A 16204-nucleotide genomic window follows, 5' to 3' on the forward strand; every position below is an offset into this window, starting at 1 on the left:
TCGGTTGAAGTGATGACAGCGAAATGGACGGGCTCAACGGCATCGAGCCACGGAGACCGTCGCGTGACGACCGTCGTCGCCGCGCAGGATGTGTTTCTCGACCAGCAGCGAGCTGGCCGGAGCGGCGCCCGCCGCGAGCAACGCGGCCGCCTCGCTGACCGACGGCGTGCCGGTGTAGCGCCGCACCGTCTCCGACGGGTTCGGCACCTTCACCTCGGCCAGCTCGGCGGCGTCGTAGAAGTGCAGCGACCAGCCGCGCTGCCCGGCCAGTTCCAGCAGCCCGAGTTCGTTCGACTTCAGCGTGATGCTGGCCACCGCGGCCACATCGGAGAGCCCGACGCCGGCCAGTTCGAGCGCTTCGCCGACTGCGCGCGACAGCGTCTCGACCGGCGTGCCGCGGTCGCAGCCGAGCCCGAGCGCGACCCTCATGCGGCAGCCTCTGCGACCGGCGGGCGGTAGACGACCAGCCGCTCGTTCAACTGCTGCCACAGCGCAACGTCGATCGCGCGGTGCGTGACCCACAGCACCGCCTTGAAGCGCGCCAGGTCCACGTCCTCGAAACGCTCGAAGCGGTGGATGCTGGCCGGCAGCGGCGTCGGCCGCGTCCACCAGTGCGGGCTGCCGGCCTCCTGCACGAAGGCGATCGGCTCGCCGTTGACGACGTGGGCCGAGACGCGGGTGATGTTGAGCTTCGGCGCCTCGACCGACCAGCCGAGCTCGCGGCCGAGGATGTCGACCGGGATGGTCTTGCCGACGTCCGACGCGGTCGTCAGCACCGGGGTGGCGCCGAGCAGCGCCGCCACTTGCTCGGCGCAGGCGTTCGCGCCGCCGACGTGGCCCGACAGCACCGGGATCACGAACTGGCCGGCATCGTCGACGACGGTGATGCCGGGGTCCTCGTCCTTCGACTTCAGGTGCGGCGCGACCAGGCGGACGACGGCGCCGAGCGAGACGAAGAAGATCAGCTGGTCGTAGGCCGCGAACAGCGGGCCGATCTCGTCGCGCAGCGCGGCGGTGTAGGCGCGCAGCGGGTTCGCGAGGCCGGCGAAGGTGGCAGCGAATTTCTCGGCGCAAACGATGTGGGCAGTGGGCAGCTGCGCGGCCAGTTGCGCGGCCTGCGCTGCGCCGTGCTTGGTGATCGCGACGATCGCGATGCGGGGGTCAGTCATTCAGCGTCTCCGTAGCCCGGATGTCAATCCGGGAGGGTGTGTCAGTGCTTCCCGGATTGGCATCCGGGCTACTTTTCTTCAGGCATCCGCGGATGCGTTCGCCGCGGATGCGCAGGTGGTTGTGCACCAGCATCAGCGACAGGTAGCTGACCTTCTGGCCGCGCAGCGACAGCATCTCGGCGCCGCGCAGCACGCGTTCGTCGGGTGCGCCGCAGCGCTCGATGAAGGCCGCATCGTCGAGCAGCTCGCGCTGCTGCAGCCAGTCGAGCAGGTCCTCGATCAGCGGCTTCACCTTCATCAGCACCAGCGTGTCGAAATCGCCGAGCAGCCGGTCGAGCGCGCTGACGCCGTAGGCCGCAGGCACGACGGCGATGGTGTCGTCCTGCTCGCCCAGCGGCCGCCCCAGCGTGGCCGCGGCGGCGTTGAACGCGTTGACGCCGGCGATCGTGTCGACCGCGATGCGCGCGTCCTTCGATCGCACGGTGCGCGCCAGGTGCCCGAAGGTCGCGTAGGTGCTGGCATCGCCCTCGACGAGGAACAGCACGTCGCGCCCGGCCCGCAGCAGCGGCAGCACGGTGTCGGCGGCGCGGTGCCAGCTGCGCAGCAGCTTCTCCTCGTCGTGCGTCATCGGGAACAGCAGCGCCTGGTGCCCGGCCGGCGGCGCGAGCTCGCTGCGAACGACGATGTCGAACGCGTAGCTCGGCGTCTTGGTGCTGCGCGTCGGGTAGGTCCAGACCGTGTCGCGGCGTTCCAGCTGGGCCCACGCGGCGCGCGTGATCAGCCCGGGGTCGYCCGGGCCGAGGCTGACGCCGATCAATCGGCCGAAGGTCATGACGTGGCCTTTCGTGCGCAGACGACCCACACCGGGTTCTCTGCCGCGAGCCGGTGCATGTGCAGGATCGGCTTGCTGCGCGCGGCCTGCAGCATCACGACATCCCAGTCGGCGCCGAGCTCGGTGAGCGTCGCGGTGGCCGTGCCCAGGTTCTCGATCGTCACGAAGTTCATCACCAGCTGTCCGCCCGCGCCCAGCCGCCGCAGGCACAGCGCGATCAGCTCGGCCAGTTCGCCGCCCGAGCCGCCGATGAAGACCGCGTCCGGATCGGCCCAGCCGTCCATCGCCTGCGGCGCCTTGGCGTGCACCAGCGTGTGGTTGGAGACGCCCATCGCGGCGCGGTTGCGCCCGGCGATCGCGACATCGTCCTCGTTCTTCTCGATCGCGTAGACGTGGCCCGCGGGGCACAGCCGCGCCGCCTCCAGGCCGACCGCGCCGGAGCCGGCACCGATGTCCCAGACGATGCTGTCCTCGCGCAGCTGCAGCCGTGCGAGCGAGACCGCACGCACCTCGAGCTTCGTGATCAGGCCCTTGTCGGGATGGCGCTGCTCGTAGCTCGCGTCGGGCAGGCCGAAGCGCACCGGCGCCGGCAGCGGCGACTGCCGCCACAGCAGCAGCACGTTCGGGTCGGCGAAGCTCGACTGCGCCGCCTCGGCCACCGTGAGACCGGTGACGATGCGCTCGTCCGGCTGCAGCAGCCGCTCGGCGACCGCGAGCTGGAAGTCGTCGCCCAGGCCCTCGGCCAGCATCATCCGGGCGATGCGATCGGGCGTGTTGTCGGGGCTGGTCAGCACCGCGAGCCGGGCATGGCGGCGCAGCGCCTGCGCCAGCGCGTACAGGCCGTGCTCGGGCGTCGCGCCGGGGCTTGGCCCAGGCCATTCCCCGGCATCCTTCGCGTGCACGCTCGCGATGCGCAGGTCCTGCCAGACCAGCCCGATGCGTGCGCACGCCAGCTGGATCGTCGACAGGTTGGGCAGCACCTCGATCGCGTCCAGGCACAGCTGCATGCCCAGGTAGCCGGCGATGCCGTGGCACAGCGGGTCGCCGGTGGCGAGCACCACGCAGCGCCGGCCGGTGGCCTGGGCGGCGCGCACGTCCTCGGCAACGGCCGCGAGCGCGCCGATCGTGCGGCGTTCGGCCTCGGGCTGGATGCGCGATTCGAGCAGCGCCAGCGTGCGGCGCGCACCGATCACCAGGTCGGCCTCGGCCAGCGCCTGCAGCGCGGCGGCGCCCAGGCTCGCGGCGCCGTCGTCGAGCACGCCGACGATGCGGCAGCGCGGCGGGCGCAGGTCTTCGGAAATCTCAGTCATCGGAGGAGGCCTCGGCGATCTTGTTGCCATCGAAATCGCACACCAGCACGTCGAGCCGGAAGCGGCCGGGGTAGCGGCCCATCACGGTGCTGACGACCTTGCGGGCGAGCGCGTGATGGAAGGGGTCGATCAGGCCGAGCACCTGCATGCGCTCGGCGGCGAAGCGCGCGGTCTCGGCCGCGGCGATCGCGGCGCATTCGTCGGGCGGCGCGCCGATGCTGGCGGCCAGCTCGGCGAGCAGCCCGGTGTCGACCTCGGCGCGGTTCGCGTGCGTGATGGTCTCGCCCTGCGCGATCTTCGTCAGCTTGCCGACCATGCCGCCGATCACGATGCGGCGCAGCTTCGCCTTCACCGCCGCGTCGAGCGCATAGCGCAGGAAATCGCCCATCTGCACGAAGCAGGCCTCCGGCAGGCCGGGCAGCTCGGCGATCGCGAACTTCTCGGTGCGCCCGCCGGTGGTCAGCACGACGGTATCGGAGCCGGTGGTGGCCGCGACCTCGACGCCTTGCACCACACTCGCGCGGTAGGCCGCGGTGCTGTAGGGCTTGACGATGCCGGTGGTGCCGAGGATCGAGATGCCGCCGAGGATGCCGAGCCGCGCGTTCAGCGTCTTCTTCGCCATCTCCAGGCCCTGCGGCACCGAGATCGTGACCTGCAGGCCGTCGTTCGCGAGCAGCGCGCTGCCAATCTCGCGCACGTTCTCCTCGATGTTGCGGCGCGGCACCGGGTTGATCGCCGGCCCGCCGACCGCGAGGCCGAGCCCGGCCATCGTCACGGTGCCGACGCCGAAGCCGCCGAGCAGCACCACCTCGCCGGCCGCGCCGGGCAGGCGCAGCACGTCGGCGGTCAGGTGCGCCTTGTCGGTGCAGTCGGGGTCGTCGCCGGCGTCCTTGATCACCATCGCATGCGCGGCGGCGCCGTCGCACTGGCCGTCGTTCACGTCGAAGCGCACGCGCTGGCCGTTCGGCAGCAGCGCCTCGACCGACGGCGGCACCGCGCCGTCGATCAATCCCAGGACCGCCGCGCGCGCGGCCGCAGCCGAACACGCACCGGTCGTGAAACCGGTGCGGGTGCCGCGCTTGACGGTCTTCTCCATCATGTCTGTGCGGCCTCCGCGAGGCTGAGCAGCGCATGGATCGCCGCGACGACGAGCGTCGAGCCGCCCTTGCGGCCGCGGATCACGATCCACGGCACCTCGTCGACCTGCGACATCAGCTCCTTCGATTCGGCCGCCGACACGAAGCCCACCGGCATGCCGACGACCAGCGCCGGTTTCGCGCCTTCGTCGCGGATCAGCCGCACCAGCTCGATCAGCGCGGTCGGCGCATTGCCGATGCCGACGACCGCGTCGTCGAGCAGCCGGAGCCGGTGCGCCTTGCGCATCGCCTGCACCGCGCGCGTCGTGTCGTCGGCCCGGGCCTGCGCGACCACGTCGGCATCGGCGATGAACTGGTGCGCGGTCATGCCGAAGTGCGCGAGCCGCGGTGCCGACAGGCCGACGCAGATCATCTCGACATCGGCCACCACGCGCGAGCGGCCGGACAGGATCGCGTGGAGGCCGGCCGCCACCGCGCGCGGGTGGAAGGCGGTGAGGCCGTTGAAGTCGAAATCGGCGTTCGCATGGATCATGCGGCGCACGATCGGCCACTGGTGCGGCGCGTAGTCGTGCGGGCCGACCTCGCGGTCGATCACCGCGAAGCTGTCGTGCTCGATCGCCTGGCCGGCGCGCGTGAGCTGCTCAGTGACCGTGTTGGGCGTGCTCATGCGCGTGGTCGTGATCGTGGGGATGGGGGTGGGCATGCTCGTGCCCGTGCGGCTCGTGGTCGTGCTGGTGCGCCTCCCACAGCGCCGCCTCCGCGCTGACCGGCACCGCATGCAGCGTGCCCTGCAGCAGCGCCTCGACGCGCTGCGCCAGCAGCTCGGCGATCTCCGGCTCGAAGCCGAAATGGGTGCCGAGCGCGAAGCGCACCTGCGGGTACTGCGCGCGCAAATGCACCACCTGCCGCCCGATGCGCTGGATCAGCGTGCCGGTGAACAGGTAGTACGGCAGCACGATGACCTGGCGCATGCCGAGCTGCACCTGGCGCTGCACGACGCGCTCCAGCCGCGGCCAGGCGATGCCGGTGAAGGCGAGGTCGACCAGCTCGTGGTCGCCTTCCTCGAACAGCCAGCGCGTCATGCGCGCCATCTCGCCGTTGGCCTCCTTGTTCGACGCACCGCGGCCCAGCAGCACCACGCCGGTGCCGGTCGGGTCGGGCACGTCCAGCTGCTGCATGCACTGCTTCAGCTGGCGGCGCAGGATCGCGAGCACCGGCTCGCTGACGCCCAGGTGCGGTGCGTAGTCGAAGCGCACGCCGGGGTGGCGCAGCCGGGCGCGAGCGATGTGCGACGGGATCTCGACGTTGACGTGGCCCGCCGCGTTCAGGATCAGCGGCACGACGATCACGCGCTCGGAGCCGGCCGCGGCGAGGTCCAGCCCGTCCTCGACCTCGACCTCGGCGAACTCGATGAAGCACAGCTCGGTGCGCCAGTGCGGGTGGCGCGCGCGCCAGAGCGCCGCGAAGCGCTCGATCTCGTCGTTGCCGCTCGTCTCGCGCGAGCCGTGGCCGACCAGCAGGATGGTGTCTTTCATGGGGCGGTCGCTTTCCGGAAGCGGTGGGTGAATGCGGCGTCGTACAGTTTCGACTTGGCGAGTTCGGCCCAGCCGCGCGCGCCGAGCGCGGGGCTTGCGATGACCATCGCCTGGCTGACGATGCCGGCCTCGCGGCACTGCTGCTTGATGGTGGCCAGCGTGCCGCGCACGATGCGCTCCTCGCCGGGCCAGCTCGCCTTGTGCACCACCAGCATCGGCGCGTCGTCCGGCCAGCCGGCCTCGCGCAGCCCGGCTTCGATGCGGTGCAGCAGCGTGATCGACAGGAAGATGCACAGCGTGCAGCGGTGCGCCGCCAGTTCGGCCAGCGATTCGCCAGCCGGCATCGGCGTGCGGCCTTCGACGCGCGTGAAGATCACCGTCTGCGTGACCTCGGGCAGCGTGAAGCTCTCGACGGCCGCGGCGGCCGAGGCCATCGCCGATGACACGCCCGGCACCACCGCGATCGGGATGCCGGCCGCGTCGAGCGGCTGCACCAGCTCGATCAGCGTGCCGTACAGCGCCGGGTCGCCGGTCTGCAGCCGCACGACGGTGTCGCAGCGCGCGGCCTGCCCGGTCAGCCACGCGACCATCTGCTCGAGCGTCATGTCCTTGCTGTCGGCGATCGCGCAGCCGGGTGGCGCCCAGCGCGTGGCGGCTTCATTCACCAGCGAGCCGGCGAACAGGATCGCGCCGGCACGCTCGATCAACGCGCGGCCCTTCACGGTGATCAGCTCGGGGTCGCCGGGGCCGGCGCCGACGAACCAGACGCGGCCAGGTGTCGCGTTCATTGCGCTCATCGCGTGAACAGGCGCGCGACGGCCTGCGGGTTGGACGGGAAGTAGGCGTGGAAGTACGAGGCCGTCAGCCGGCCGCTGCGGTACACCGCCTCGCCGCGCCGGCCGGCGCGCATCGGCTGCGTGGTGCACAGCGGGGCCATCGGCGACTCCAGCCGCGAGTAGTGGAAGCTGTGGCCGCGCAGGGTGCCTTCCGGCAGCGCTGCTTCGTGCAGCCCGATGCTGGCCAGGCGCGTCTGCATCGCGGCATGGCCCGGCAGCAGCCCGGCCATCGCGGCGCGGCGGCCCTGCACGTCGGTCAGCGCCTGCAGCAGCAGCAACAGCCCGCCGCACTCGGCCAGCATCGGCGTGCCGGCGGCATGCAGCTCGCGCAGCGCCTCGTGCATGAAGCGGTTGGCGGCGAGCGCGTCGAGGTGCAACTCGGGGTAGCCGCCCGGCAGCCAGACGGCGTCGCAGGGCGGCGGGGCGGTGTCGTGCAGCGGCGAGAAGAACGCGAGGCTCGCACCCATCGCCTGCAGCAGCGCGAGGTTGGCGGTGTAGAGGAACGAGAACGCGGTGTCGCGCGCGACCGCGATGCGCACGCCGCGCAGCAGCGGCTCGGCGGACGGCGCGTCGCCGGGGGCGAAGCTCACGGCGGGCGGCAGCTCGCCGGCATCGGGGCCGAGGGCATCGGCGGCCTGGTCGAGGCGGGCGTCGAGGTCGTCGAGCTCGGCCGCCTGCACCAGGCCGAGGTGGCGTTCGGGCAGCGCGATCTGCTCGTCGCGCGGCAACGCGCCCCACCAGCGCATCGAGGCAGGCAGGCTCTCGCGCAGCAGCGCGGCGTGGCTGTCGCCGGCGACGCGGTTGGCGAGCACGCCGGCCAGCGCGAGGCCGTCGCGGTAGCTCGCGAGGCCGAGCGCGATCGCGCCGAAGGTCTGCGCCATCGCGCTGCCGTCGATCACCGTGAGCACCGGCAGCCCGAAGCGCAGCGCGAGGTCGGCGCTGGACGGCGTGCCGTCGTGCAGCCCCATCACGCCTTCGACGAGGATCAGGTCGGCGTGTTGTGCGGCCTCGTGCAGCAGCGCGCGGCAGTGCGCCTCGCCGCCCATCCACAGGTCGAGCTGGTGGACGGGCGCGCCGCTGGCGCGGGCGAGGATCATCGGGTCGAGGAAATCGGGCCCGGCCTTGAAGACCCGCACGCGGCGACCGCGGCGGGCGTGCAGGCGCGCGAGCGCGGCGGTGACGCTGGTCTTGCCCTGGCCCGAAGCGGGCGCGGACACCAGCAGGGCAGGGCAGCGCACGGGGCGCAGCTCGGGGACTTGCATCGAAGGACAACTCGCAACAGACCGGCCGTCGCCCTGCTTCCCCGCAGGGTTTCGTGAACAGGCATGCGCTGCGTTGCCGCGGGCGCGCACCCACTGGGTTGGCCGGTCTCCGGGCTGGCGGACGTCTTCCGTGCACCCTTCCCATCGGCCGGGGCCGACAGTGGGTCGATTCGCACGGGAGCGCTCTCCGGGGGAGGGCGTCCGCTTACCGTTGCGGGGGCAGCTCAGGTTGGATCCGCCCCGGCAGGGCTCGTCTTCCTGATTCCCGTTTCACTGCCGCGACCGGACGGCCGCGGCGAGCACCAACGTGGGCGGCATGATAGCTGCGCGCGTCCTGCGACCAAAGAAATCGGTTTTGTATGACCATCGAACGGGGCATGCGTGGAAAATCGGGTTCTCTGGATGCGTGATGGACGCTTCGAATCGCCCGTTGATGGCGGTCCCACCTGGAAGACTCATGCTGATCAAGTCGATTCAACTCAAGCAATTCCTGAGCTTTGGCGAGGCGTCAGAGCCCATCCCGCTGCAAGCGTTGAACGTGGTGATCGGGCCGAACGGGTCCGGCAAGTCCAACCTGCTGGAGTTCGTCGAGCTTCTCAAAGGCGCGCCCAAGGACCTCACGACGCTGATTCGAGATGGCGGCGGCGTGCGGGACTGGCTCTGGAAGGGGCAGAACGTGTCGCCTGTTGCGTATCTGGAAGCCGTCGTCTGCAATCCGAAGGGGCCTCAGGCGCTGCGGTACACGCTGGCATTCACCGAAGTCGGGCAGCGGTTCCAGGTTGTCGATGAGCGCATCGAATTCGAGACGGCTTTGCCGGSCAAGACGCAACCCTACTTTCACTACCGATTCCAGAATGGTCACGGCGTACTGAACGTGAAGGGCACGCAGCGCCGCCTGGAGCACGAGGACATCGACCCATCTCAGTCCATCCTCGCCCAGCGTCGCGACCCGGATCAGTACCCGGAGATCACATACCTGGGGCAAGTGCTCGGCAAGATCCGCCTGTATCGAGAGTGGAGCTTCGGGCGTTGCACCGCGCCCCGCATGCCCCAGAAGGCCGATCTGCCGACCGATGCGCTGGAGGCAGATTGCAGCAATCTGGGCCTGGTGCTGAATCGGCTGCGCCGTGATCCTGCTGTCAAGGCGAAGCTGCTCAAGTCGCTGCAGGTGCTCTATGAAGGCATCGATGACTACGATGTGCAGATCGAAGGCGGTACCGTCCAGGTCTTCTTGCATGAAGGAGCGAAGACGATTCCGGCCACGCGGCTGTCGGACGGTACCTTGCGTTACCTGTGCCTCCTGGCCATCCTTTGTCATCCAGATCCACCGCCCTTGATCTGCATCGAAGAGCCGGAGCTGGGTCTGCACCCCGATGTCTTGCCTCGATTGGGCGAACTCTTGAAAGAAGCCTCGCAACGCTGTCAGTTGATCGTGACGACGCATTCCGATGTGCTCGTCGATTCGATGACCGACACGCCGGACGTGGTGCTGATTGCGGAGAAAGGGCCCGACGGAACCCGGTTGCGGCGTCTTGAGGCCGACAAGCTCAAGCCATGGCTGGAGAAGTACCGGCTTGGAGCCTTGTGGACCCGCGGTGACATCGGAGGTACGCGGTGGTGAAGCTCTTCGTCGAAGGCGGTGGCGATGGAAAGTCGCTGCGGACGGAGTGCCGACAGGCCATTGCCGAGTTTTTGCGCAAGGCGGGACTGGCGGGGCACATGCCGCGCACGGTTGCGTCCGGAAGCAGGCAGCAGGCGTACGAGGATTTCTGCACGGCGGTCCTGGGTGGCGAACCGGCGATGCTGCTGGTCGACAGCGAAGGTCCCGTGGCGCCGCGGAACCAAGAGGGCGAGCCGTCTGATTGGCGACCCTGGGCGCACTTGGCTCAGAGAACCGGCGATGGTTGGGTAGCGCCTGCCGGCGCGACGGAAAGCCAGTGCCATCTGATGGTCGAGTGCATGGAGAACTGGTTTCTCGCGGACCGTGAAGCGCTCCAGGCATTCTTCGGCGCGGGCTTCCGGCCCGGTTCGTTACCGTCTGCAGAGTTGCCGATCGAAGGCATCGGCAAGGCGCAGGTGTTCAAGGCGCTGAGTTCAGCGACGGGCCAATGCAAGACCAAGTCGGCATATGGCAAGGGCGAGCATTCGTTCAAGTTGCTCGCCAGCATCGGTCCAGAGAAGGTGACGGCCGCTTCGCGTTGGGCAAAGCGCTTCGTTGACGAGACGAAGCGGGTGATGGGCGGGTGAGTCCTGCCGCTCGGCGCTCAGGTATCGCCCTGATTCTTTCGCGGCGAAATTGCCAGCCATAATGCGGCCCATGTCCGCGAAGCCCTCATCATCGGCGGCCCTCTTCGGTTGGCGTTGGCGCAAGCCATCAGCCTGACCACCTATTGCGCCCATCTGGGGCGCCTCAGACTCCCCCACCCAGCACGTCACGCAGGCCACGCCTGCCGCCGACAATGCGGGTCTCGAAGCGGGCAAGAAACCGGGACGAATCAAAACGTCCAATGGAATCAATAGGATAGAGCCGACATGCTGCTGATGATCGACAACTACGACTCCTTCACCTTCAACCTGGTGCAGTACTTCGCCGAGCTCGGCGAGGACGTGCGCGTGTTCCGCAACGACGAGATCACGCTCGACGGCATCCGCGAACTGAAACCCGCGCGGCTGGTGCTGTCGCCCGGCCCGTGCTCGCCGGCCGAGGCCGGCATCTGCGTCGACGCGATCCGCGAGTTCACCGGCCAGCTGCCGATCCTCGGCGTGTGCCTCGGGCACCAGGCGATCGGCGCGGCGCTCGGCGGCAGGATCATCCGCGCGAAGACGCAGATGCACGGCAAGACCGACGTCATCACCACCGACAGGCGCGGCGTCTACGCCGAGCTGCCGCAGCAGTTCACCGTGATCCGCTACCACTCGCTGGTGATCGAGCGCGACACGCTGCCCGCCGAGCTGGAGATCACGTCGACCTCGCAGGACGACGAGATCATGGGCGTGCGCCACACCGCGCTGGCCGGCACCAAGACGCCGCTCGAAGGCGTGCAGTTCCACCCCGAATCGATCCTCACCGAGCATGGGCACGCGATGCTGAAGAACTTCCTGGAGTTGCGCGGATGAACGGCGTCGTCGATCTGCGCAGCGACACCATCACCCGGCCGACACCGGCGATGCGCGAGGCGATGGCCCGCGCCGAGGTCGGCGACGACGTGTTCGCCGACGACCCCACCGTCAACGCGCTGCAGGAGCGCATCGCCGCGCTGCTCGGAAAAGAGGCGGCGCTGTTCGTGCCGACCGGCACGCAGAGCAACCTGATCGGCATCATGAGCCACTGCGGCCGCGGCGACGAATACATCGTCGGCCAGATGGCCCACACCTACCGCTGGGAAGGCGGCGGTGCCGCGGTGCTGGGCAGCGTGCAGCCGCAGCCGCTGGAGCACCAGCCCGACGGCGCGCTGGCGCTCGCCGACATCGAGGCCGCGATCAAGCCCGACGACGCGCACTTCGCCCGCTCGCGCCTGCTGTGCCTCGAGAACACGCTCGGCGGCAAGGTGCTGTCGCAGGCCTACCTGGCCGATGCGACCGGCCTCGCGCGCCGGCGCGGCCTCGCGACCCACCTCGACGGCGCGCGGCTCTTCAATGCCGCGGTGAGGCAGGGCATCGCCGCGCGCGAGATCGCGGCGCACTTCGACAGCGTGTCGGTCTGCTTCTCGAAGGGGCTCGGCGCGCCGGTCGGCTCGGCGCTGGTCGGCTCGAAGGCCTTCATCCACGGCGCGCACCGCTGGCGCAAGATGCTCGGCGGCGGCATGCGCCAGTCCGGCGTGCTGGCGGCCGCGGTGCTGCATGCGCTGGACCACCATGTCGAGCGCCTCGCCGACGACCACGCGCTCGCGCAGCGGCTGGCCGCCGGCCTGCGCGACGTGCCGGGTGTCGCGGTCGAGCCGCCGCAGACCAACATCGTGTTCGTCGACGTGCAAGGCCCCAAGGCTGCTGGCCTGATCGACCACCTGAAGGCGCGCGGCGTGCTGGCGACCGGCCTGTACCGGTTGCGCTTCGTCACGCACCTCGACGTCGATGCCGCAGGCGTCGACCGCGCGATCGCCGCGGTGCGCGAGCACATGAGCGCCTGAATCCTCGACGAGACGAACCATGACCATCAGCAACACCGAAGCCCTGGCCCGCGTCATCGATCACCGCGAGATCTTCCACGACGAGATGCTGACGCTGATGCGCCGCATCATGAGCGGCGAGATGTCGCCGGTGATGATCGCCGCGCTGTCGCTGGGCTTGCGCGTCAAGAAGGAAACCATCGGCGAGATCGCCGCCGCCGCGCAGGTGATGCGCGAGTTCGCGACGCCGGTGGTGGTGGCCGACACGACGCACCTGGTCGACCTGTGCGGCACAGGCGGCGACGCGGCGCACACCTTCAACATCTCGACCGCCGCGATGTTCGTCGCGGCCGCGGCCGGCGCGCGCATCGCCAAGCACGGCGGGCGCAGCGTCTCGTCGAGTTCCGGCAGCGCCGACGTGCTCGAGGCCTTCGGCGCCAACGTCGACCTGAATGCGGCGCAGGTCGCGCAGTGCCTGCAGGAGTGCGGCATCGGCTTCATGTTCGCGCCCAACCACCATGCGTCGATGAAGCATGCCGGCCCGGTGCGCAAGGCGCTCGGCGTGCGCACGATCTTCAACATCCTCGGCCCGCTGACCAACCCGGCCAGCGCGCCGAACCAGCTGATGGGCGTGTTCCACGCCGACCTGGTCGGCATCCAGGTGCGCGTGCTGCAGCGCCTGGGCTCGGAGCACGTGATGGTGGTCTACGGCATGAACGGCATGGACGAGATCTCGCTGTCGGGCGAGACGCTGGTCGGCGAGCTGAAGAACGGCGAGGTGCGCGAGTACATGGTGCACCCGAGCGATTTCGGCATGCCGGTCTACGACACCCGCGTGCTGAAGGTGGCCGACAAGGCCGAGTCGGTGCAGTGCATCCAGCGCGCGTTCGCCAACGAAGACGGGCCGGTGCGCGACATCGTGCTGCTGAACGCCGGCGCGGCGCTGTACTGCGCGAACGTCGCGTCGTCGGTGACCGAGGGCGTGCGGATGGCGCGCGAGGCGGTGGCCTCGGGCAAGGCGCTGGCGAAGCTGAGCCAGTTCGTGGCCGTCACCAACCAGTTCAAGGCAGCATGAGCGACATCCTCGACAAGATCAACGCGGTCAAGCGCGAAGAGATCGCGGCGGCCCGCAAGCTGCGCGACCAAGCCTCGGTGCGGCGCGAGGCCGAATCGCTCGGCGGTCTGCGCGACTTCACGAAGGCATTGCGCGACAAGATGGCCGCCGGCACGGCCGCGGTGATCGCCGAGGTCAAGAAGGCCAGCCCCAGCAAGGGCGTGCTGCGCGAGCACTTCGTGCCGGCCGAGATCGCCGCGAGCTACGAGAAGCACGGCGCCGCCTGCCTCAGCGTGCTGACCGACCGGTCGTTCTTCCAGGGCTCGGTCGACTACCTGAAGGCCGCCCGCGCCGCCTGTGCGCTGCCGGTGCTGCGCAAGGATTTCATGATCGATGCGTACCAGGTGTTCGAGGCGCGTGCGATGGGGGCGGACTGCATCCTGCTGATCGCCGCCTCCCTCGACGATGCGCAGATGGCCGACCTGGAGGCGCAGGCGCAGGCGCTCGGCATGGCGGTGCTGGTCGAGGTGCACGACGGCGCCGAACTCGACCGCGCACTGCGCCTGAGGACGCCGCTGGTCGGCATCAACAACCGCAACCTGCGCACCTTCGAGGTCACGCTCGACACCTCGCTCGGCCTGCTGAAGCAGGTGCCCGGCGACCGGCTGCTGGTGACCGAGAGCGGCATCCTCGCGCGCGCCGACGTGCAGCGCATGCGCGATGCGAACGTGCATGCCTTCCTGGTCGGCGAGGCGTTCATGCGCGCGCCGGATCCGGGCGTGGCGCTGGCCGAGCTGTTCCGGTGAGTGCGGCGGGCTCGCTGAAGGCGCCGCTGGCGCAGGTGCTCGATGCCGCGCCGATCGGCTGGCGCGAGGTGCTGCGGCCCTGGCGCGAATCGGCCGCGGGGCGGGGCTTGATCGAGTTCGTCGACCGGCGCGTGGCCGAGGGGGCGGTGGTCTATCCGCCCGAGCCGTTGCGCGCACTGGAACTGACGGCCTTGTCGGAGGTCCGCGTGCTGATCCTCGGGCAGGACCCGTACCACGGCCCGGGCCAGGCGCACGGGCTCGCGTTCTCGGTGCCGGCCGGCGTGGCCTTGCCGCCGAGCCTGCGCAACATCGTCAAGGAGCTGGTGCGCGATCTCGGCGAGGCGCCGGCGACCGGCGACCTGTCCGGCTGGGCCGCGCAGGGCGTGCTGCTGCTGAACACGACGCTGACCGTCGAGCAGGCCGCGCCCGCGAGCCATGCGCGCCATGGCTGGGAGCCGCTGACCGAGCGCATCGTCGCCGCGGTCGCGGGCCGGCGCCGGCCCTGCGTCTACCTGCTGTGGGGTGCGCATGCCCAGCAGTTCGCGCCGCTGATCCGCGAGCAGGGCGGGCCGGATGCGCTGGTGCAGGCCTCCAACCACCCGTCGCCGCTGTCGGCGCGGCGCCCGCCGGTGCCCTTCATCGGCAACGGGCACTTCGGTGCCGCCCAACAGCACCTGAAGGCCCACGGCGGCGCGATCGACTGGAGCCGGTGAGGCTCCGCCGGCCCAGCGTCAGTTGAAGTAGTAGCTGACGTAGAAGCCGACGTGGCTGCCGTCGTATTCCGGCGCGGTCGAATAGCCCTTCAGCGTGAACTTCTCGTGCACCGCACGCAGCTTCAGCGCGACCGCGGGGCTCACGAAGTACTCGCCCTCGACCACCACGCCGGTCGACGAGTCGAACTCGACATTGCCCACGTCGAGGGCGCCGCTGGACGAGAACTTCGCGTTCTGCGACCAGCGCAGCCCGCCGCCGAGGCGCCATTGGTCGTTCAGGTCCCAGTGGCCCAGCACCTCGACGGGGTAGCGCTCGAAGGTCTTGCGGCCATCGTCGCCGAAGCGCGTCTCGCCGCGGATCGTCTGGAAGTGGTAGCCGACGCTGATCTGCGCCGAGAACGGGCTGTCGAAATGCACGTCGACGCCGGCCTTCACGTCGACCAGGCCGCCGGCGCGGATCGACGTGCTGTGGCCGTCCTCGAACTCGACCGAGTCGAGCTTGTCGCCGCCCCAGGTCAGGCCGAGGCCCACGAACGGGCGAATCCGCACGCCGGGGCCCGGGCCGGTGTCGGACGGGTACGGGGTCTGTGCCTGGGCGGAGGCCGACAACGCGAGCACCGCGGCGGCCAGGATGGTCTTCGTCATGGGGTTCTCTCCTCCGGATCACCCGCGGAAATGCCGGGGGCGGGCGCGATTATCCGGGCGTCGATGGGGGTGGCGAGGCCATTTTTTGCGGCCTCGGTTTGCCAGTGTCCCCAACTCGATGTATAGTCCCGAGTTCGCCGCGGAGGGGTGCCCGAGTGGCTAAAGGGGGCAGACTGTAAATCTGTTGGCTTACGCCTACGCTGGTTCGAATCCAGCCTCCTCCACCACGGCGAAACATATTCTGCAAGTTGCTAGACAGTTGTTGCAAGACCGTTCCGGTGCGGGCCTCGATGAGGGGCTTGGCCGGGGCGGGTGGGGCTCCCGGGCGGGAGTAGTTCAATGGTAGAACCCTAGCCTTCCAAGCTAATGACGCGGGTTCGATTCCCGTCTCCCGCTCCACAAGGTGTCGTCAGAGGCTTGACTGCCAGAGGTTGTCAGCCCTGTGTCGACAGGACACAAGAGACCTGCCCATGTGGCTCAGTGGTAGAGCACTCCCTTGGTAAGGGAGAGGTCGCGCGTTCGATCCGCGCCATGGGCACCAGTTCTTCAAGTACCGTTTTCAGCACTGTCAATCTCGACCGCTAGGAGCACGAAAAATGGCAAAAGGCAAATTCGAGCGGACCAAGCCGCACGTGAACGTTGGGACGATCGGTCACGTGGACCATGGCAAGACGACGCTGACGGCGGCGATCACGACGGTGCTGTCGGCGAAGTTCGGCGGCGAAGCGAAGGCGTACGACCAGATCGACGCGGCGCCGGAAGAGAAGGCACGCGGCATCACGATCAACACGGCACACGTCGAGTACGAGACGGCGAACCGCCACTACGCACACGTCGAC

General features: G+C 69.6%; 18 protein-coding genes, 3 tRNA genes and 1 riboswitch. Of the genes, 11 read left to right on the plus strand and 10 right to left on the minus strand.

The window, feature by feature from the left end; translation table 11 throughout:
• Window positions 1–33: 33 nt before the first annotated feature.
• From AC1DXV_RS08815 to AC1DXV_RS08855, 9 genes are read right to left on the minus strand one after another with little or no spacing between them, the layout of a single operon-like run.
• Window positions 34–429, minus strand: a complete 396-nt coding sequence (locus tag AC1DXV_RS08815) for a cobalamin biosynthesis protein (protein WP_477864089.1) — start codon at window positions 427–429, stop codon at window positions 34–36.
• Window positions 426–1169, minus strand: a complete 744-nt coding sequence (locus AC1DXV_RS08820) for a cobalamin biosynthesis central domain-containing protein (protein ID WP_477864090.1) — start codon at window positions 1167–1169, stop codon at window positions 426–428. Before AC1DXV_RS08820 ends, AC1DXV_RS08815 begins: the two co-directional genes overlap by 4 nt.
• Window positions 1162–2001, minus strand: a complete 840-nt coding sequence (gene cobI, locus AC1DXV_RS08825) for a precorrin-2 C(20)-methyltransferase (RefSeq protein WP_477933236.1) — start codon at window positions 1999–2001, stop codon at window positions 1162–1164. Before cobI ends, AC1DXV_RS08820 begins: the two co-directional genes overlap by 8 nt.
• Window positions 1998–3311, minus strand: coding sequence for a precorrin-6y C5,15-methyltransferase (decarboxylating) subunit CbiE (gene cbiE, locus AC1DXV_RS08830; RefSeq protein ID WP_477864092.1), 1314 nt, complete (start codon window positions 3309–3311; stop codon window positions 1998–2000). The genes cobI and cbiE overlap by 4 nt, the downstream gene beginning before the upstream one ends.
• Entirely contained in the window at window positions 3304–4410 is a 1107-nt protein-coding gene (locus AC1DXV_RS08835) for a cobalt-precorrin-5B (C(1))-methyltransferase (RefSeq protein WP_477864093.1), read from the minus strand. The genes cbiE and AC1DXV_RS08835 overlap by 8 nt, the downstream gene beginning before the upstream one ends.
• On the minus strand, window positions 4407–5075 hold the full coding sequence (locus AC1DXV_RS08840; RefSeq protein WP_477864094.1) for a precorrin-8X methylmutase: 669 nt from the start codon (window positions 5073–5075) through the stop codon (window positions 4407–4409). The genes AC1DXV_RS08835 and AC1DXV_RS08840 overlap by 4 nt, the downstream gene beginning before the upstream one ends.
• A complete protein-coding gene (locus AC1DXV_RS08845) occupies window positions 5050–5943 on the minus strand; it encodes a sirohydrochlorin chelatase (RefSeq protein WP_477933238.1) in 894 nt (297 codons plus the stop codon). The genes AC1DXV_RS08840 and AC1DXV_RS08845 overlap by 26 nt, the downstream gene beginning before the upstream one ends.
• Entirely contained in the window at window positions 5940–6740 is an 801-nt protein-coding gene (gene cobM, locus AC1DXV_RS08850; protein ID WP_477933240.1) for a precorrin-4 C(11)-methyltransferase, read from the minus strand. The genes AC1DXV_RS08845 and cobM overlap by 4 nt, the downstream gene beginning before the upstream one ends.
• Window positions 6737–8041 carry a cobyrinic acid a,c-diamide synthase CobB gene (locus AC1DXV_RS08855; RefSeq protein ID WP_477933242.1) on the minus strand — a complete coding sequence of 435 codons (1305 nt, stop codon included), beginning with the start codon at window positions 8039–8041 and terminating at the stop codon, window positions 6737–6739. Before AC1DXV_RS08855 ends, cobM begins: the two co-directional genes overlap by 4 nt.
• An 83-nt stretch (window positions 8042–8124) precedes the next feature.
• A riboswitch (cobalamin riboswitch) is annotated at window positions 8125–8363 on the minus strand.
• Window positions 8364–8498: 135 nt separating this feature from the next.
• On the opposite strand from AC1DXV_RS08855, the gene AC1DXV_RS08860 reads away from it, so the two are divergent.
• The 7 genes from AC1DXV_RS08860 (at window position 8499) to AC1DXV_RS08890 (ending at window position 14720) form a co-directional block, all read left to right on the plus strand.
• Complete coding sequence (locus AC1DXV_RS08860; RefSeq protein WP_477933244.1) at window positions 8499–9662, plus strand: AAA family ATPase; 1164 nt, start codon at window positions 8499–8501, stop codon at window positions 9660–9662.
• Window positions 9656–10288: a DUF4276 family protein gene (locus tag AC1DXV_RS08865; RefSeq protein ID WP_477872160.1), complete on the plus strand. Its 633-nt coding sequence runs from the start codon at window positions 9656–9658 to the stop codon at window positions 10286–10288. The genes AC1DXV_RS08860 and AC1DXV_RS08865 overlap by 7 nt, the downstream gene beginning before the upstream one ends.
• Window positions 10289–10573: 285 nt before the next feature.
• Window positions 10574–11158, plus strand: coding sequence for an anthranilate synthase component II (locus AC1DXV_RS08870; protein WP_477933245.1), 585 nt, complete (start codon window positions 10574–10576; stop codon window positions 11156–11158).
• Window positions 11155–12168, plus strand: coding sequence for a low-specificity L-threonine aldolase (gene ltaE, locus AC1DXV_RS08875; RefSeq protein WP_477933247.1), 1014 nt, complete (start codon window positions 11155–11157; stop codon window positions 12166–12168). The genes AC1DXV_RS08870 and ltaE overlap by 4 nt, the downstream gene beginning before the upstream one ends.
• Window positions 12169–12187: 19 nt before the next feature.
• Window positions 12188–13222, plus strand: coding sequence for an anthranilate phosphoribosyltransferase (trpD, locus tag AC1DXV_RS08880; RefSeq protein WP_477933249.1), 1035 nt, complete (start codon window positions 12188–12190; stop codon window positions 13220–13222).
• On the plus strand, window positions 13219–14007 hold the full coding sequence (gene trpC / locus AC1DXV_RS08885; RefSeq protein WP_477933251.1) for an indole-3-glycerol phosphate synthase TrpC: 789 nt from the start codon (window positions 13219–13221) through the stop codon (window positions 14005–14007). The genes trpD and trpC overlap by 4 nt, the downstream gene beginning before the upstream one ends.
• Window positions 14004–14720: a uracil-DNA glycosylase gene (locus tag AC1DXV_RS08890; protein ID WP_477933253.1), complete on the plus strand. Its 717-nt coding sequence runs from the start codon at window positions 14004–14006 to the stop codon at window positions 14718–14720. The genes trpC and AC1DXV_RS08890 overlap by 4 nt, the downstream gene beginning before the upstream one ends.
• Before the next feature lie 18 nt (window positions 14721–14738).
• Here the strand turns inward: AC1DXV_RS08890 and AC1DXV_RS08895 are convergent, their stop codons facing one another.
• On the minus strand, window positions 14739–15365 hold the full coding sequence (locus AC1DXV_RS08895; RefSeq protein ID WP_477872600.1) for an outer membrane beta-barrel protein: 627 nt from the start codon (window positions 15363–15365) through the stop codon (window positions 14739–14741).
• A 141-nt stretch (window positions 15366–15506) separates the two neighbouring features.
• On the opposite strand from AC1DXV_RS08895, the gene AC1DXV_RS08900 reads away from it, so the two are divergent.
• From AC1DXV_RS08900 to AC1DXV_RS08915, 4 genes are all read left to right on the plus strand, one after another.
• Window positions 15507–15592 (plus strand) — tRNA-Tyr (locus AC1DXV_RS08900).
• A gap of 98 nt (window positions 15593–15690) precedes the next feature.
• Window positions 15691–15764: transfer RNA gene (locus AC1DXV_RS08905), tRNA-Gly, on the plus strand.
• Window positions 15765–15831: 67 nt separating this feature from the next.
• Window positions 15832–15906: transfer RNA gene (locus AC1DXV_RS08910), tRNA-Thr, on the plus strand.
• A 55-nt stretch (window positions 15907–15961) separates the two neighbouring features.
• On the plus strand, window positions 15962–16204 hold a 243-nt coding region (locus AC1DXV_RS08915), incomplete at its 3' end, for a GTP-binding protein (RefSeq protein ID WP_477844143.1).

Source organism: Rhizobacter sp. P3_C12 (assembly GCF_056402735.1).

Excerpts from the sequence above, each read along its gene's own strand:
- cbiE (WP_477864092.1), bottom strand. The coding sequence starts at position 3,311 with ATGACTGAGATTTCCGAAGACCTGCGCCCGCCGCGCTGCCGCATCGTC.
- AC1DXV_RS08820 (WP_477864090.1), bottom strand. The coding sequence starts at position 1,169 with ATGACTGACCCCCGCATCGCGATCGTCGCGATCACCAAGCACGGCGCA.
- AC1DXV_RS08895 (WP_477872600.1), bottom strand. The coding sequence starts at position 15,365 with ATGACGAAGACCATCCTGGCCGCCGCGGTGCTCGCGTTGTCGGCCTCC.
- AC1DXV_RS08870 (WP_477933245.1), top strand. The coding sequence starts at position 10,574 with ATGCTGCTGATGATCGACAACTACGACTCCTTCACCTTCAACCTGGTG.
- ltaE (WP_477933247.1), top strand. The coding sequence starts at position 11,155 with ATGAACGGCGTCGTCGATCTGCGCAGCGACACCATCACCCGGCCGACA.
- AC1DXV_RS08855 (WP_477933242.1), bottom strand. The coding sequence starts at position 8,041 with ATGCAAGTCCCCGAGCTGCGCCCCGTGCGCTGCCCTGCCCTGCTGGTG.
- AC1DXV_RS08845 (WP_477933238.1), bottom strand. The coding sequence starts at position 5,943 with ATGAAAGACACCATCCTGCTGGTCGGCCACGGCTCGCGCGAGACGAGC.
- cobM (WP_477933240.1), bottom strand. The coding sequence starts at position 6,740 with ATGAGCGCAATGAACGCGACACCTGGCCGCGTCTGGTTCGTCGGCGCC.
- trpC (WP_477933251.1), top strand. The coding sequence starts at position 13,219 with ATGAGCGACATCCTCGACAAGATCAACGCGGTCAAGCGCGAAGAGATC.
- AC1DXV_RS08835 (WP_477864093.1), bottom strand. The coding sequence starts at position 4,410 with ATGATGGAGAAGACCGTCAAGCGCGGCACCCGCACCGGTTTCACGACC.
- AC1DXV_RS08840 (WP_477864094.1), bottom strand. The coding sequence starts at position 5,075 with ATGAGCACGCCCAACACGGTCACTGAGCAGCTCACGCGCGCCGGCCAG.
- AC1DXV_RS08815 (WP_477864089.1), bottom strand. The coding sequence starts at position 429 with ATGAGGGTCGCGCTCGGGCTCGGCTGCGACCGCGGCACGCCGGTCGAG.
- trpD (WP_477933249.1), top strand. The coding sequence starts at position 12,188 with ATGACCATCAGCAACACCGAAGCCCTGGCCCGCGTCATCGATCACCGC.